A 14,828-nucleotide genomic window follows, 5' to 3' on the forward strand; every position below is an offset into this window, starting at 1 on the left:
GTTGCCGGTAAAGGCCTTAACACTGAGGATACAGCGACGGGGAGGATGGTAAAGCCGCTGCTGAAAGAAGCGCAAAGCAAATGGCCTGGGCGGCGTTACATCAACCCAAGCTGAGGCTGGAGAGTATGGCCGGGGACGGGTCGCGGACCGGAAAAGCCGCGGCAGGCAACAGCTCATTGGCAGCGGGCACGCCCGACTGCCACTCGTTTAGCGCGCCAATAACCGCGGTGGCAATGTTGCCCAGGGCATCGCGCGTTAAGAAGCCCTGGTGGCCGGTTATCAGCACGTTGGGCCGGGCAAGCAACCGGGTGAGCAGCGGGTCATGCTGGGGCTGTTGGGAGTGGTCTTGGAAAAACAGCCCCTTCTCGTACTCATATACATCCAGGCCCAGATAGCCCAGCTGGCCTGACTCCAGGGCTGCCAGGGCCGCCCGGGTATCCAGCAGCGCGCCGCGGCTGGTGTTGATAAGCATCACGCCCCGTTTCATACGAGCCAGTTGCGCGGCGCCGAGCAGGTAGCGGGTTGCTGGCGTGAGCGGCGCATGGACTGTGATGACGTCGCAGCGGGTGCAAAGCTCATCCAGCGGCACGAACTCCAGGCCGAAGCGCTCGGTCAGGGTTTCGTCTTCAACCACGTCAGTTCCGAGCAGGCGGCAGCCAAAGCCGTGCAGCAGGCCGGCCACGGTGGCGCCGATGGTCCCGCAGCCGATGATGCCCACGGTTTTGCCGTGCAAATCAAAGCCTACCAGCTCATCAAGACAAAAGTCAGAGCGGTGCACCTGCGCGTCCGCCCGCCGCAACTGCCGGTTCAGGGCCAGCATCAACGCCAGGGCGTGCTCGGCAATGGCAAAGGGCGAGTACTTTGGCACGTTGGCCACGCGCATGCCCAGGCGGCGGGCGGCGGGTAGGTCTACCTGGTCGTAACCGGCGCCGCGCACTACCACGTAGCCTACGCCCAGGGCTGCCAACTGCGACAGCACGGGGGCTGAGGCATCGTCGTTCACGAAGATAGCCACGGCGCTGCTGCCCTGGGCCTGTTCGGCCGTGACCAGGCTCAGCGCTTCGTCAACAAAGATCAGTTCGTGCTTATCCTGTGCGGCCGCTAGCAAGTAAGTACGCTCAAAGGCGTGGGCGCTGAAAACGGTAATTTTCATCGGAAGGGCGGTAAAAAGAAACGGCAGCGCAAGCCAGCAAACGGAGCCTGACCGGGGAGCTGCAACCCGAGTAAAGGTCGCCTTAGCGGGCTGGCCGCGGCATGACGCAGGTCATGCATCCGGCAGACCTTGCGCATGGCAGTCCGAACCAGGTCGCCGGAACTTGGCAGGGCGGTTCACTCCCGATTTCATCGATGCCATGGTTTCCTCCCTACTGGTTCTCACTGACTTCCTGCAAGCCTCCTACGGAGCCCTTGACTACGCCACCAACCTGGCGCAGCCCCTCGGCGCCCGGTTGGTCTTGCTGCACGTGCGCCGCGACTCGCTGCTGGACCCCGCGCTGTTTACCAGCCAACTGTCGAACCTGAACGAGAAAACCGTAGCCGTAGCGCTCAACCGGCTGGCCGGCAACCTGCCGGTACCGGTCGTGGTTGAAGTAGGACACGGACAGGTAGCTTTCGCCGTGGCCGAAGCCATCAGCCAGCACCAACCTTCGCTTGTAGTGCTGGGCCGCTCCGAGGTGGGCAACACGCCCGATGAGCTGGTAGAGGCTACTGCCCTTGACATCCTGCGCACGGTGCCTTACCCGCTGCTGGCCGTGCCCCGCACGGGACACGCCACCCACCCTCCACGGCGCGTATGGCTGGCCGTCGACGGGGAAAACTTTTCGCTGGACCGCCACGCGGGGCCCATTCGGCACTTGCTCAACTGCCTGGACGCCGAGCTAACCGTGCTGCACGTCACCCAGCAGCCACGCGCCGCAGCCTGCACCGCCCAGGCCTTGAACTCGGTGCTGCGTACCGGCCTCACCACCGACCTGCCCCAGCCGGTGCACACCCGCACCGTGGTGGCTACCGAAACGGGGCCTGCCATTGTACAGGCGGCTCAGTCCAGCGAAGTCGATTTACTGGTGCTTATCGCCCGGCCGCGTAGCTTTCTCAGCCGCTTTTTTCACCGCAGCGTCACGGCCTGGGTGCTGATGCACAGCGCCGTGCCCGTGCTGGTGCTACCGGCGACAGAGTAAGCCGCGTAGCCCGCTCCGGCCGGAGAAGCCGCACCTTGACTCCATCTTAGCACCGGGGATTGATCAGCTCGCCGGCTTGCCGTGACGAGCAGCAGCTATTCGGGAAGGCAGGGATGGGCCTGACGATCGGCCTTCGAAGCCCGCTCCGACCGGCTTACTTCTTAGGGCAAAGGATTTCGCGCGTGGTGCGTCTCAACGAGCCTAAAGCACTCGAAACGTGGAAAAGGCTAATCAGCTAACAGCCAACGCGCAGCAGCCCTGAGTAGGCTTTGCAGCGCGGGATATTTCATTCTGTTAAGCTTGGCTTTGCTGAACGCCATGGACCGTGCATCCGGCCCGAAAAGTAGCCGCCTGGCGGCGGCATCGGCTCAACTGTCGAGCAGCAACCAATACCGGGCCGGGTGAAACGAGGCTTACCTTCCCGGAAGTTACCAGCGGGCCCGGCGCAGCGTCTCGGGCTTCAGCACCCGGATTGTGTTGGGGCTTAACTCGATCAGCCCATCCTGCTTGAACTCGCTCAGGGCGCGGCTCATGGATTCGGGCGTGGTGCCAACCATGGCGGCCATGTCCTCACGCGTCAGCTGAATGCCTGCGTCCGAAGTTGCCGCCGCTTGCTCGTGCAGGCGGAGCAGGGCATCGGCGACGCGCCGGCGAATAGAGCTGTAGGCCATTGATAACAGCCGGGTGGCTTGCTCGCTGATGCGGCCGGCCAGCAGCCGTGCAAACTGCTGGGCCACGACGGCATCGCGCAGCAGTAGCTGCGTAAAGTCCTCCCGGGGAATATAAAGCAGCTCGGCGTCGTCTACGACCACGGCCGATTCGCTGTGGGGAGTGTTTTCCAACAGCGGCAGGTAGCCAAAAAACTCGCCGGGGCCATACAAGCCCACCAGCAGCTCTTTGCCCGTTTCGGTGGTTTTAACGGCCTTTACCCGGCCCGAATGCACGAAGTACAGCCGCGTGGGCTCGTCGCCTTCTTGGTACACGTCCTGTTTTTTGCGCACCAAATGAACCTTGCGATCCACCGAAAGGCTGGCCAGATTACCGGCGGCGCGGGCGTCCTGCAAAAACGCGTGAAGACCGTCTGCGGTCGGCTCGTAGTCGGGCTTGAGGTGCTGGAAACGGCTGAGCCGGCCGCTGATGGCGCTCAGCAGCTCGGCCTTGACGAAGGGCTTGGTCAGATAATCATCCGCACCCAGCTCCATGCCGCGGCGCTGGTCGGCACGCTCGGTTTTGGCGGTCAGGAAAATAAAGGGCACGCCGGCCAGCTGTGGGTTTTGGTTAAAGATCTGCAGCACGCCATAGCCGTCGAGCACGGGCATCATGATGTCGCACACCACCAGGTCCGGCCGGCTTTGCAGGGCCAGCTTCACGCCGGCGTCGCCGTTGGGGGCGCTGTGCACGGCGTAGCCGGCCATCTGCAGCAGCTCAGCCGTGTTTTCCCGGATGGCCTGATCGTCTTCAATGAGCAGAATCGTTTGCATGGCGCGGGGTTAGTCGGGGGAAGTCAGGGGTACCGTAATGGTGACGGTCGTTCCCTGGTCCAGGACGCTGTGCAGGTGGATGGTGCCGCCCATCAACTCCAGGTAGCGGGCAACGATGTAAAGTCCCAGCCCGGTGCCGGGGATGGAGGTGACGGTGCGGGCCCGAAAAAACTGCTTGAATAAATGTTCCTGGTCTTGAGCGGAGATGCCCACGCCCTGGTCTTGCACGGTAAGCGTCAATTGCCGGGGCTGGCACTGGGCGCGCACCCACACCACCGTATTTTCAGCGGAGTACTTCAGGGCGTTGGAAAGCAGATTGACAATGATTTTGCGCAGCAGCGAGGCGTCCAGCCGAATCGGCACCGGACAGTCTGCCTGCCACTCGATGGTTTGTCCCGCCTTCAGCTGGCTTTGCAGATCCGCCACCGTTTCCTGGAGCAGGGCCGACAGGTCGAAGTTGGCCGGGTGGGCCTTGGTGTTGCCTTCCTCAAGGCTGCCCACGGAGAGAAACTCCTCCAGGATGTCGTTTAGATGCTGCACCGCGGCGCGGATGCGCTGCACGTGCTTGCGGCGTTGCGCTTGCTGGTGGCCTTCGGGATAATCTTCGATCAGGTCAGCGGAGGAAAGCACGGCCGTAAGCGGGGTGCGGAATTCGTGCGAAGCCATGGACACGAAGCGCGACTTAAGCTCGCCCAGCTCCTGTTCCGCGGCTAGGGCCAGAGCCAGCTCGTCTCCTCGCCGTTCAAGCTGATCCAGCGTAATGAGCAGGGCATTGGTACGGTCCACTACCTTTTGCTCCAGCTCAGCGTTAAGCCGGCTCACGTGCTGCTGCTCGGTTCGCAGCTCCTGTTCCGCGGCCTGCTTGGCTGACAGGTCCTGGATGTAAGCCACTACGTACAGCTCCTCGTCGAGGTAGAAGTTGCTCAGGCTTGCTTCCAGGGGAAACACCGAGCCGTTGTGACGTTGGCCCTGCAGGACCCCGTTGTGGCCCACGGTGCGCAACTGCGGGTGCTCTTTAAACGCCTCGCGCAGTTGCTCGTAGCGACCCGCAGCGCCCGGCACCAGCACTTCGATCGGCTGCCCGAGCAGCTCGTCCGGGCCGTAGCCAAAGAGCAGCTCAGCCTGGGCATTCACCGATACCATCCGCCCCAGCCGGTCGCACACAATGATGGCCAGGGTAGCGTTGGCAAACACGGCCTCAAAGCGCCGCACGCTGTGGGCCAGCTGCCGCTCCGACTGCTGCAGGCGGTTGCGCGCCGATAGGTACACCAGAAACAGGGGCTGAGCCCCCGCCTCGAAATAAGTCATGCGCAGGTAGCCTTGCAACGGCTCGCCCGTGTACCGCCGAATTTCGGCTTCTACTTCCTGGTGCCCTTCGCGCCGGGCCCGCTCGCAAAGCTGCTGCCACTGCGCGGCCGTCCACGGTGGGGTGCGCAGGGAATGGTTGGGATCGGCCAGAAAGGCCGCTTCGGATGGGTAAGCCAGCAACTGCACCCCGGCCGGGTTTACGTGCGTGAACCAGCCGGCGGCCGGGTCGTACACCCCCACCAGCTCGGCAGAATGCGCAAAGAGCAGGTTGGCCAGGACAGGGGAATACGAAGCTGGCAGCATGGGTGGAAAAGGAAAGGCCGCCGGCCTAGCACCCTTGAGTGGGAACCAGCGGGGGTAAGGCAGCCGGACTTGATAAGCATCACTCCAGCGCATTGATGCCCATCATACGCGGGGAATGGCAGTAACGATATTTTTACACCTCCCCGTTACCGGCCTTATTTTCAATCCCATGCTCCCAAATGCTCTCTCCTCCGCGTGCCCCGCTCACGTCGCCATGCTGCTGGTGCTGCTGCCGGCGATGGGTGCGGAGGAAGAGCAGCCAGGTTCAGCGGTCCGAACGCAAACCCTAGCCTTGCTACATACCCTGCAGCAGCAGGTGTCCCCTGCCATTCGGGTGTTACGCATCGACCAGGCTACGCACCCCGCGGTAGTTCACAGCTTCGACGACCGGGACCTGCCCGCCTTTGTGCTCGTGCGCGACGGCGTGGAGCTGTGGCGGCAGCAGGGCCTGCCCGAGGGCGAGCAGATGGCGCAACTGCTGCTAAGCAAGCTGTTACCGGCCCCGTAAGACCCCAAGGTTATTCACGCCACTGGGTGCCGCCCTGGCAGCGCACTGGGGCGTTGCCGGGGCGGCACCCAGACTTACTTTCAACTATCGTCCTTTGTGTTAGGCCAAGCAGCTGTCCGTGGAATGAGAATCATGAAAGTGCATTCGGATTGAAAGCGGGTCTTGGCCCGCTTTTTTTGGCGAGCAGCGCATCACGCGACCCGTTATCGGGTCGTGATGCGCCTGACCGACGCCGGGGTATTCAGAACCACCTCCCTATTCCACAGCATTACTCGAAGCGTCACGCCAAAGCCGCTCGCGGGCCGGATTTTTCCCTGCCGCCCCGGGTTTACAGCAATGGTTCGGACAAGATTCTGGGTGAGGATGACAACACTGCCTTTACGCAGCAAGTGAAGACGTACATAACTTTCATCAAGCATCACGAAATAAACGGGAGCCCGCGGCAGCTTAAAAGCTTACGGACGGGTGCTTGAGGAGGCACCACCCTTATGGTGTAGAGCTCACCGATGCTTGTTGCGCCGCGGCGGCCGGTTCGCGTTGTGCCCGGGCGCTGTCGCGCGCCAGCTGCTTGGCCTGGCGGCGAAAGTAGCCGCGCACCAGAATGTTGTGCTGCAGGGCGGTCATGCTCTGGTTGAGCTTTTGCGTGCTCTGCGCCACGTTGCCCATGGTCTGGCGGAGCTGGCGGGCCGCGGTGGTATCCGTGAGCAGCGTCTGCACGGGGCCGGCCCCGCGTTGCACCTGGCGCTGCAGCCCGTTCAGGGTGGCCGCCAGCGTATCCGAGGTGCCCGCCAGCTGCCGGGAGGCGTGCCCCAGCTGCTGGGCAAAGGCGGGGTCAGTCAGCAGGTAGCCCAATGGGCCGCGGCCCTGGCGCACGCCGGCGGTGAGCAGCTGCACATCCCGGGCCGCCCCGCGCAACTGCGCCGAAGCGGCTGCGGCGTTGTGGGCGCTCTGCGTCACGTCGGTGCTGAGCTGCTCGTTGCTGAGCAGCTTCCAGAGGGCTTCGCTCTGGTTCAGCTTATCGGTAACCTCGCGCAGCCCCTGGGTAATGCCAACCAGATTTCTGTTGGACACGTCCAGGGTACCGAGCATGGCGTCAAAACTGGCGGGGGCAGTGGTTTTGAGCACGTCGCCGGCTTGCACGGCGCGGGCGGTGCCCGGGCCCGCCGTGAGGTTAACGATGGTATTGCCCACCAGGCCGTCGGTGCCGATGCTGGCCACCGCGTTTTGGCGCACAAAGGGGCGTACTTCCTCGTTCAGGGCCATGGCCACGCGCACGGTGCTGTCGTTGATAATCTGAATGCGCTTGACCGTGCCCACGGTGATACCGCCCAGGCGCACGTTGTTGCCGGCCAGCAGGCCCGCAACGTTGCGAAAATCGGCGGACACCGGCACGCTACGGCTGAACAGGTTCTGCTGGCGGCCCAGCAGGAACAGCACGGCGAGCAGGCAGCCCAGCCCCCCCAGGACAAATAAGCCGAGGCGCACATGGTTGCTGGTTGTATTGGCAGGCATGACAGACAGGAAAAGAAGGGTGGTTGAGTAGGAAAGAAAAGCCGCCGCTGGGTGGGCGTACCAGCGGCCGCGCTCAGACGAAAAACTCGTGGATGCGCGGATCCGGGTTTTGTGCCAGCTGCTCGTAGGTGCCCTGGGCGTAGCAGCACCCGTCCGCGAGCAGGGCCACCCGGTCCGCCACAAGCCGCACGCAGTCCATGTCGTGGGAGATGATAAAGGCCGCGGTGTTGTATTTCTGCTGCACGGTGCGGATCAGACCACTGATTTCGCGGGCCGTCACCGGATCCAGGCCCGTGGTGGGCTCGTCGTACAGAATAATATCGGGCCGCAGAATAAGCGTGCGGGCCAGGGCAATGCGCTTGCGCTGCCCGCCCGACAGCTCCACCGGCATCTTGTCAATGGTGTCCGCCAGGCCCACGTCTTCCAGGGCCTGGCGGACCAGCTCCTGCTCCTCGCCGCGGCGGTGGGCCAGCCACTGCCGGCGCAGCGGAAACAGCAGGTTTTCGCGCACCGTCATCGAGTCGTACAGGGCGTTGCTCTGAAACAAGAACCCCAGGTGGGCCCGCAGCTCATCCAGCGTGGCGTGATTGAGGGTTGCAATGTCCTGGCCCAGCACCGTAATCCGGCCGGAGTCGGGGCGCAGCAGCCCGATGATGCACTTGACCAGGACGGATTTGCCCGAGCCGGACTTGCCCAGCACCACCACGTTTTCGTTGCGGTTCAGGTTCAGGGTGAATTCCCGCAGCACGTCGTGGTCGCCAAAGGATTTGCTGACGGCTTCCAGCGTGAGCACCACGTCGCTGTCCACCGCTGAAAGGGCGGTGGCAGCGGCGGTAGCGGCGGAAACAGAAGTAGTGGGCAGCATCGCGAAGGGAGGTTAGTTGAAGCCCAGCAGGCCGGTAATCTGCACCGCCAGCAAGTCCAGAATAAAGATGATCAGCGAGGAGAGCACCACGGCCGAGTTGGCCGCCTGGCCCACGCCGGCGGTGCCCTTATCGGCGTAATACCCTTTGTAGCACCCAATAAGGCCGACGGCAAAGCCAAAGAAGAACGTTTTGAAAAAGGCCGGCAGCACGTCGGCGAAGGTCAGCCCGCTCAGGATGTTGTTGGTGAACAGCGCCAGCGTCGTTACGCCCCGGGTGTTGATGCCCACGTAGGAGGCGTACAAGCCGATGGCATCGGCCAGCAGCGTCAGCACGGGCAGCATGAGCGTGGTGGCCAGCACCCGCGTGACGACGAGGTACTTGAAGGGATTCGTGCCCGACACTTCCATGGCGTCGATTTGTTCGGTCACGCGCATCGACCCCAGCTCGGCCCCGATGCGGGAACCGATTTTGCCCGCGAAAATCAGGGCGGTGATAATGGGTCCCATCTCCCGGATGATGGTCAGCCCCACCATCGTCGGAATCCACGACTCGGCCCCAAACTGCGCCATGGTGGGCCGGCTTTGCAGCGTGAGCACCAGCCCCATGATAAAGCCCGTGATACCCACCATGGGCAGCGACTGGTAGCCCACCACGTAACACTGGTAGAGAAACTCCCGGACCTCGTAGCGGGGTCGGAAGCCCTCGCGGAAAAACCGTCCGGTGAACTGGGCAATGGCGCCGGTTTCGGCTAGAAGCGGACTGTGTAGCACGATCTTACGAAAAAAGGAAACTCGTTTGGCGGCCGCCTGGGGCTGCCGCCTTGTTCGACCCGCCGATAACGGTAGGGCGGGGCGGATTTCTCCCCGTGCGGCGGCAGCGCTCAACCGATAAACTATGTTAGCTCATGGCAGGCATCCAGTCGGGCTGATCCGGGGCCGCTACGGGCACCAGCAGCACCGGCACCGGGCAACGCCGCAGTACTTCGGCCGTGACGCTCCGGTGAAACAGGCTTCCCAGGAAGCTGCGGGGCCGGGCCAGCAGAATAAGCAAATCGGCCTGGGTGTCCGCTAGCGCCTGGAGTATGCCCTCCGACGACGACGGCGCCGATTCCCGGTACCGCCTCAGCGGCGCGTCGGGTGGCAACAGGCCGCCCACGCGGGCGTCGGGTGGCTCCCGCCGGTTCCGGTAGGGAGCGGGCGCGTGGGGCGGCCGGATGTGAACCATGGTATAAACGGCTTGCCAGGAAGCCAGCAGCGGGGTCAGGGCCCGGGCAGCGGCAGCGAGCTTATAAGGCTCCGCGTCGATGGCCAGCAGCACCCGCCGCGGCAGTCCGAAGGCCCTGGCGCCCTCCGGCACCAGCAGCAGTGGCTGATGCGTACTCCGCAGTACGGGCAGCAGGCGGTTGTGCAGCAGTTGGTCCAGCAGGTTGTGCTCGGCGCTCAAACCCAGCACGAGCAGCAGGGGCTGAACTTGCTGCACGGCCAGCGCTATTGCTTCGGGCAAGGGCAGGGTTGACACCTCGGGCGCGTCCGCAGGCTCGGCTACCAGCCGGGCCAGATGCTGCCCGCCGGCCGTCGTTTCGGCAGATTCGCGGTCCACCAGGCCGGCTGTCGCCCGCACCTGCTCCGAAACCAGCTCCCGGGGCTCGGGGTTCACGTGCAGCAAGGTCAAGCGCACGTGCAGGGCGGTCCCCAGTGCGGAGGCATAGTCCACGGTACGCGGCGCCGCTTCCGAGGGGTTTACCAGTACAATAAAGGCAGGTTCCATTATGGGCGAGGAAAGAAGCACTGGGGATTTGCAGGGCCAACCCGGCCTGCAGCTGCTAGAGCGAGAGGATACTGAGGGCTGGGGGCAGCCCGATGACGGACGTAGGCGGGGGGGTAAGCACCTGCAGCCCGTTGGTGATGGCGCGGGCACCGGCCTCCCGGGCATGCAGAGCGGCCAGGTGCAGGTCCGCCCAGGTAGCTACGGTGCCGGTAAGCGTGACCGATCCGTGGTCTACCGCCACCCCGATTTTCTGGTCGCGCAGGCTGGCCGACCAGCCCAATCGCGCCTTGATGCGGACGGCCAGGGCGTGGTCCGGCGTGGAGTCTTCCAAGGCATGCGCTTGCGGCCCCCAGGCTCGGTACGGGGCGCTGCCGTGCCAATCCGGGGAAACTTCCACCTGATTATCGACGGCCAGTACGCCGCTGATGCCGGCTGCCACGTCGTGGGCTTGGTCGCTTTCTTCGCTGGAGGTCACCCGCCCGATGAGCAACACGCGGCCGCGGTAGACCCGAATATCAAACACGAGGTGTCCAACGTACGGGTCGCGGGCCAAAGCAGCCGTCATGGTCTGCAAAATGACTTCGTCGGACACCATGAGCTCGGTGCGCACTTTCATCAGGTTGTGCACGTGCCCGACGCCGGCCACGTGGCGGGCATCCTGCTCGGCTTCCTGTTTGGCGCGGAGGTTGCTCACCGTGCCCGCCAGCGTTACCACGCCGTGCAGCACCTGAACCAGGGTTTCGGTGGAGCGCACCCGCGGGTTTAGCAGCAGCCTGTCGCGCACAGCCTGGGCAATGCTGCCGTCCGTTTTGGGCGCGTAGGTGGTGCGGCGTAGCTCGCGGCCCAGCACCCAGTAGGCCACAAACAGGTCGCGGGCATCTACGCGGCCAGCCCCGGTCTGGTGCGCCATGGCTACGATGCGGTCCTTTTCGGCGGCGGTACCCACCGTTCCCGAAAGGTGAATAACCTGCTCGTTGGTGCGGACTTCTACCAAGGCCCCGTCGAGGCGTACATCCCAGTCGAGCAATGCCCGGAGCTGGGTGGTCATCCGCTCGTCGGAGTTGACGATAGCTCCGCCACTGATAAAGAGGTCGTCGGCCGTGATTGCCTTGACCCCGCGCACCCCGGCCAGCACCCGGAGCACCAGTTGTTTTTCCGTTGCGGACTGCACCGTGCCGCTTACCGCCACCATTCCAGCGCTGGCCACGCACTGCACGGCGTATTCGTTGGTGGCCGAATCATCGGCCAGGGCCCGCGTCGCGGCGCTTTGCAGCTCCGTGTCAGCTACCTCGGCGGGGCGTAGTTCCAGCTTGTTGCGCAGGTCGGCCACGCCGCACACGGTCATGACGGCTTCCTCAGCCCGCTGCCGGGCCAGCAGACTATCGGCAAAGCCGGTCAGCTCCACGGTGCCGCCCTGGGTGGAAACGGTAATGTGATGCCTTGTCAACCCTTTCCGGGTAGAAAAGAGCGTTTCGATAGCCGCCGTAATATCGGTATCGGCCACGCGTGCCGCGGGAGCAGGCGACGTCAGCAGGGGAGCGGTTGCCATGGGCAGCAGGAAAAAAAGGTTTCTCAAAAGCCGGATGAGTACCCCGGGATGGGCTGTTAGCGCATCATTTGCGCGGGGGAAGGCAAAGCTTTGACCAGCACGGCGGCGGCGGGCCCACGGGCGCTGAGCGCATTCAGGGCAGCCCGGTCAAACACGCGCCCGCGCAGCACCACTGCCCGCACGTGCTGCAGGTTGCCAATGTTGTCCAGCGGGTTGGCGTCGAGCAGCAGCATGTCCGCCAGGAAGTTGGGGGCTATCTGCCCCAGGGAGTAGCGGTAGCCGGCCGCGGCCGCAGCCCCTACCGTGGCGGCCCGCAGCACCTGAACCGGGGTCTTACCGGTAGTGGTCTTGTGCGTCAGCTCATCCATCACCCGGCCCGTGCGGAACGGATAGGGCACGGCCGGGCCTGACTCGGCGCTTACCCACACGACGCGCGGCCCCACCTGCTCGCCGGCTTCCAGAACGTGAATGGTCGCCAGCATAGCCACCCGATTAACCGGGGCACTGAAGTAGAGGATGCTGGTGACGCCGCGCGCAACCAGCTGAGCGAACAGTTCCTGCTCCAGCTCGACCGTGGCCGGCGCCTGCACGCGAGTATCCCAGAGGCCGGGCACGAGGTATTTGCCGCGCCCGTCGAGGCGCAGCACGGCCCGCCCGCCCGGGGCACTCGTGCCAATGGATTCAATACAGCCGTCGCGCACGACAACCATGCGGTTGTACAGCACCTCTCCCTCGACCACGTCTACCACGTTGACGTGGGTGATGACGAGCAAGCTGGCGGAGGGGGCGACGGGCAGTTGTTGGCCGGATGCCCCGGGAGTAACCAAGGCAAGCCCGACGGAAAGCACAAGCAGCAGGATCTGTTTCATAACGAAGGGAAAGGAGCGTCCAGCACCCGCAGAGGCTGCCGATTTTATCCAGGCGAGGATGCGCCAGCGGATAAAGTGATTCTAGAAGGCACTGGCTTGCAATGCGTTGAATGCCACTGCTGGGCACTTACAAGGTTACGCCGGCGCCCATCCCGCTCACATGACCGCGGTCATGCTCGTGGCTTGATCCTTTACTGGCTTCCACCATTTAGCCCGCCGGGCAGCGGGCGTTGCGCCGCGGTTCATGCCGGTGCCTAACCGGAGCGGCAACTGCTGCTGCTCCGTTGACAAACGGCCCCTTCAACTCATTACTTGGGAAGCAATGGGTTGAAGAGGCCGCTGGGGTGGGCTGGGAAAGCGTGCAAACAAGCTGGCAAGGGGTTGGGGTGAGCCGGACCGCAAGCGTGTGCAAGCCCGCCCGCCGGACTAAGCCGACAGGCCAGAAAAAGTCAGCCGAGGGGGCTTGCTACCGGGTTACGCCGCGGCTGAGGCTGCCGGCTGGTCCTGGTCCGCAACAGTAAGCGCCGGCGTAGGATTGGGCACTCCTTGCTTAACCGATGCGGCGCGGCGGGCTGGGGCGGGTGGGGTAGCCGGCGTCGATCGGCGCCGGGCGGATTGGGGCACCTGAAAGGAGGTAAGCTCCGTTGCGAAGTGCTTCGTGGAGCCTTTTTCCGCTGCTTTAGCAGCCTGCTTAACCAGTTTACGTCGTTGCTTGAGCAACAAGCCCGCCAATCGCTTTACCGCATCCGTTACCCCTTTAGAAGGAGCGCCGGGGGCAAAATGGGGCTGCAAGGCTGCGGTGAGTTCCTCGGCCAAGGCACTGCGTAGCGCCTTGGTATCGGCGGTGGCCTGGCTAGCAGCTTTGGCCAGTTTGTTTTGATGCCGGAGCACCTGCTTGGCCAGCAGCACGGCGGTCTTCACGACGGCTTTGGGCGCCTGCGCCGCAGGGTCCGAACTCAGGTGAGGGGCTACTGCCGCGACGAGTTGATGGGTCAGGACTTGCTTGGGAATGGTCATACAACGGAAAAGCAAAAACGAGGAGTAAGTACTGGAAGCCTGGAAGCGGGCTGGTGATACGACTCTACACCCATGCCCGCTTAAGGCAGCCAGAGCGCTCAGGAGCCCATCCGGTGGATGGGGGGAAAGAGTGAAGCGTACACTACCCGATTCAGGCCGAAGAAAAAGGCACTCGCATCCCTGCACCGCAGCAAAACCAACCGCATTTCCTTTGCCCTTTAGGTAGGACAAAAAAACACAACCAACTGGTTTGACGCTAATGCAGGCAGCAACCAAGGCAAAGGTGCAGCCGCGCTAACGGAGATACCATGACGCGCGGCAAGGCAATCCATGATGCGCATCAACCCGCTGGTTGAAGTACGGCTTATAGGTTCTTGGATGTACAACCCGCCTGCCTTGGTCTTGATTATGGCTGCCGCTAAGGACGGCGCCTTTCCACCGGGAGCTTTGAGCTTTGACTTAGTGTACATTTATTAGCGGCCATCCTTTTTACAGCAACAGCGCAAGCAGGCATGGCAACGCTCTTCGCCAGGCGCCAAGAGGTTCGCTTTGAAGTCCGGCAGGCTACGTTTTCTTGAATACAATAATCACCAGGCAGTATCCGCGCCGGAGTGCGTCCCGCGGGGTTGCTGCTTAGCACCCCTTACCTTGTTGGTCAACCGAATTGACCATTAGGATCAACATGCCGTATGTTAAATCACGAGCAAGGGTTATCAGGATGCCGGCAGCCAACCTTTTGGATGATGAAGCAGTATGCTCGAAACCCGCCGTTGTCATAGTAGATAGCGCTAACTCTTCACCTGTACCGGCATGCAACATCGTTCCCTGTGGTTACCGGTCTTATTGATCGTCTTACTGCTTCCCCTGTCGGGATGCGAACTGGCCGGTGACCTGCTGGAAGCCGGCTTTTGGGCCGGCGTCGTAGTCGGCGGGCTGGTGGTAGGAATACCCGTGTGGCTATTTCGCCGATTTTTTCGACGGTAAGCTTCACCGGCCACTAATAATCAGCCACTGGCCGCCGCGCTTATTGGGGACCGGCCTGGCCCTAGGCGACAACTACATCATCCTGTTTAAAGTCGACCGCCTGCAGTTGCTGGGCGGCTTGCTGAGCGTGGGCGGCACCATCGAACATTCCCCTCACTGTGGGCATGGTTGAAAGTGGCCAGGAATATTGCGCACTACCTGCCTCTGGTAAGCTGGCGTAAGCCAAGCGGAGCAGTTAAAGAGGGCAACAGTCGTACTCCGGCCAGGGGGCGAGATGTTGCTGCCGAGCTTAGCCTTATTGTACGCAAAAGCGGCTTGTAATACACCCCAGTCGCGGCATGGCGTGCCTGCAGACCGGGAAGCGGCACTAGCAAAGAGGAAAGGCCAGAGCTTTATCCGCATGCTCAGCTCCAGGGAATTGCACTAACTAAAGCTCAAAAATTGCAGCTAACCCGCTGGCAGCGTTGTCCCATGGCAAACCCTTACC

At 63.1% G+C, this 14,828-nt stretch carries 13 protein-coding genes; 3 read left to right on the forward strand and 10 right to left on the reverse strand.

What is annotated here, in order from left to right:
* Positions 1–100 precede the first annotated feature (100 nt).
* Positions 101–1,153 carry a 2-hydroxyacid dehydrogenase gene (locus AC5FXY_RS11185; RefSeq protein WP_493556757.1) on the reverse strand — a complete coding sequence of 351 codons (1,053 nt, stop codon included), beginning with the start codon at positions 1,151–1,153 and terminating at the stop codon, positions 101–103.
* Between the two features lie 199 nt (positions 1,154–1,352).
* Between AC5FXY_RS11185 and AC5FXY_RS11190 the strand changes: the two genes are divergently transcribed.
* Entirely contained in the window at positions 1,353–2,177 is an 825-nt protein-coding gene (locus tag AC5FXY_RS11190; protein WP_493556758.1) for a universal stress protein, read from the forward strand.
* 428 nt (positions 2,178–2,605) lie between these two features.
* Here the strand turns inward: AC5FXY_RS11190 and AC5FXY_RS11195 are convergent, their stop codons facing one another.
* Positions 2,606–3,658: a response regulator gene (locus AC5FXY_RS11195; protein WP_493556759.1), complete on the reverse strand. Its 1,053-nt coding sequence runs from the start codon at positions 3,656–3,658 to the stop codon at positions 2,606–2,608.
* A 9-nt stretch (positions 3,659–3,667) separates the two neighbouring features.
* A complete protein-coding gene (locus AC5FXY_RS11200; RefSeq protein WP_493556760.1) occupies positions 3,668–5,269 on the reverse strand; it encodes a sensor histidine kinase in 1,602 nt (533 codons plus the stop codon).
* Between the two features lie 169 nt (positions 5,270–5,438).
* On the opposite strand from AC5FXY_RS11200, the gene AC5FXY_RS11205 reads away from it, so the two are divergent.
* The gene (locus AC5FXY_RS11205; RefSeq protein ID WP_493556761.1) at positions 5,439–5,777 is read left to right on the forward strand and encodes a thioredoxin domain-containing protein; all 339 of its coding nucleotides are present in this window, start codon (positions 5,439–5,441) and stop codon (positions 5,775–5,777) included.
* Between the two features lie 486 nt (positions 5,778–6,263).
* Here the strand turns inward: AC5FXY_RS11205 and AC5FXY_RS11210 are convergent, their stop codons facing one another.
* From AC5FXY_RS11210 to AC5FXY_RS11240, 7 genes are all read right to left on the reverse strand, one after another.
* On the reverse strand, positions 6,264–7,289 hold the full coding sequence (locus AC5FXY_RS11210; RefSeq protein WP_493556762.1) for an MlaD family protein: 1,026 nt from the start codon (positions 7,287–7,289) through the stop codon (positions 6,264–6,266).
* Positions 7,290–7,362: 73 nt separating this feature from the next.
* Positions 7,363–8,154 carry an ABC transporter ATP-binding protein gene (locus tag AC5FXY_RS11215; protein WP_493556763.1) on the reverse strand — a complete coding sequence of 264 codons (792 nt, stop codon included), beginning with the start codon at positions 8,152–8,154 and terminating at the stop codon, positions 7,363–7,365.
* A 12-nt stretch (positions 8,155–8,166) separates the two neighbouring features.
* On the reverse strand, positions 8,167–8,925 hold the full coding sequence (locus AC5FXY_RS11220) for an MlaE family ABC transporter permease (RefSeq protein ID WP_493556764.1): 759 nt from the start codon (positions 8,923–8,925) through the stop codon (positions 8,167–8,169).
* 127 nt (positions 8,926–9,052) lie between these two features.
* The gene (locus AC5FXY_RS11225; protein ID WP_493556765.1) at positions 9,053–9,922 is read right to left on the reverse strand and encodes a universal stress protein; all 870 of its coding nucleotides are present in this window, start codon (positions 9,920–9,922) and stop codon (positions 9,053–9,055) included.
* A gap of 55 nt (positions 9,923–9,977) precedes the next feature.
* The gene (locus tag AC5FXY_RS11230) at positions 9,978–11,471 is read right to left on the reverse strand and encodes a BON domain-containing protein (protein ID WP_493556766.1); all 1,494 of its coding nucleotides are present in this window, start codon (positions 11,469–11,471) and stop codon (positions 9,978–9,980) included.
* 56 nt (positions 11,472–11,527) lie between these two features.
* Complete coding sequence (locus tag AC5FXY_RS11235; RefSeq protein WP_493556767.1) at positions 11,528–12,340, reverse strand: amidohydrolase family protein; 813 nt, start codon at positions 12,338–12,340, stop codon at positions 11,528–11,530.
* Positions 12,341–12,814: 474 nt separating this feature from the next.
* Positions 12,815–13,357, reverse strand: coding sequence for a hypothetical protein (locus AC5FXY_RS11240; protein WP_493556768.1), 543 nt, complete (start codon positions 13,355–13,357; stop codon positions 12,815–12,817).
* A gap of 1,027 nt (positions 13,358–14,384) precedes the next feature.
* On the opposite strand from AC5FXY_RS11240, the gene AC5FXY_RS11245 reads away from it, so the two are divergent.
* Positions 14,385–14,513, forward strand: a complete 129-nt coding sequence (locus tag AC5FXY_RS11245; protein WP_493556769.1) for a hypothetical protein — start codon at positions 14,385–14,387, stop codon at positions 14,511–14,513.
* Positions 14,514–14,828: the final 315 nt, after the last annotated feature.

The organism is Hymenobacter sp. FMD4, from assembly GCF_058932745.1.

What these genes read in the sequence shown, in the direction of transcription:
- AC5FXY_RS11185 (WP_493556757.1), bottom strand. Translation starts at nt 1,153, where the DNA reads ATGAAAATTACCGTTTTCAGCGCCCACGCCTTTGAGCGTACTTACTTG.
- AC5FXY_RS11190 (WP_493556758.1), top strand. Translation starts at nt 1,353, where the DNA reads ATGGTTTCCTCCCTACTGGTTCTCACTGACTTCCTGCAAGCCTCCTAC.
- AC5FXY_RS11195 (WP_493556759.1), bottom strand. Translation starts at nt 3,658, where the DNA reads ATGCAAACGATTCTGCTCATTGAAGACGATCAGGCCATCCGGGAAAAC.
- AC5FXY_RS11200 (WP_493556760.1), bottom strand. Translation starts at nt 5,269, where the DNA reads ATGCTGCCAGCTTCGTATTCCCCTGTCCTGGCCAACCTGCTCTTTGCG.
- AC5FXY_RS11205 (WP_493556761.1), top strand. Translation starts at nt 5,439, where the DNA reads ATGCTCCCAAATGCTCTCTCCTCCGCGTGCCCCGCTCACGTCGCCATG.
- AC5FXY_RS11210 (WP_493556762.1), bottom strand. Translation starts at nt 7,289, where the DNA reads ATGCCTGCCAATACAACCAGCAACCATGTGCGCCTCGGCTTATTTGTC.
- AC5FXY_RS11215 (WP_493556763.1), bottom strand. Translation starts at nt 8,154, where the DNA reads ATGCTGCCCACTACTTCTGTTTCCGCCGCTACCGCCGCTGCCACCGCC.
- AC5FXY_RS11225 (WP_493556765.1), bottom strand. Translation starts at nt 9,922, where the DNA reads ATGGAACCTGCCTTTATTGTACTGGTAAACCCCTCGGAAGCGGCGCCG.
- AC5FXY_RS11230 (WP_493556766.1), bottom strand. Translation starts at nt 11,471, where the DNA reads ATGGCAACCGCTCCCCTGCTGACGTCGCCTGCTCCCGCGGCACGCGTG.
- AC5FXY_RS11235 (WP_493556767.1), bottom strand. Translation starts at nt 12,340, where the DNA reads ATGAAACAGATCCTGCTGCTTGTGCTTTCCGTCGGGCTTGCCTTGGTT.
- AC5FXY_RS11240 (WP_493556768.1), bottom strand. Translation starts at nt 13,357, where the DNA reads ATGACCATTCCCAAGCAAGTCCTGACCCATCAACTCGTCGCGGCAGTA.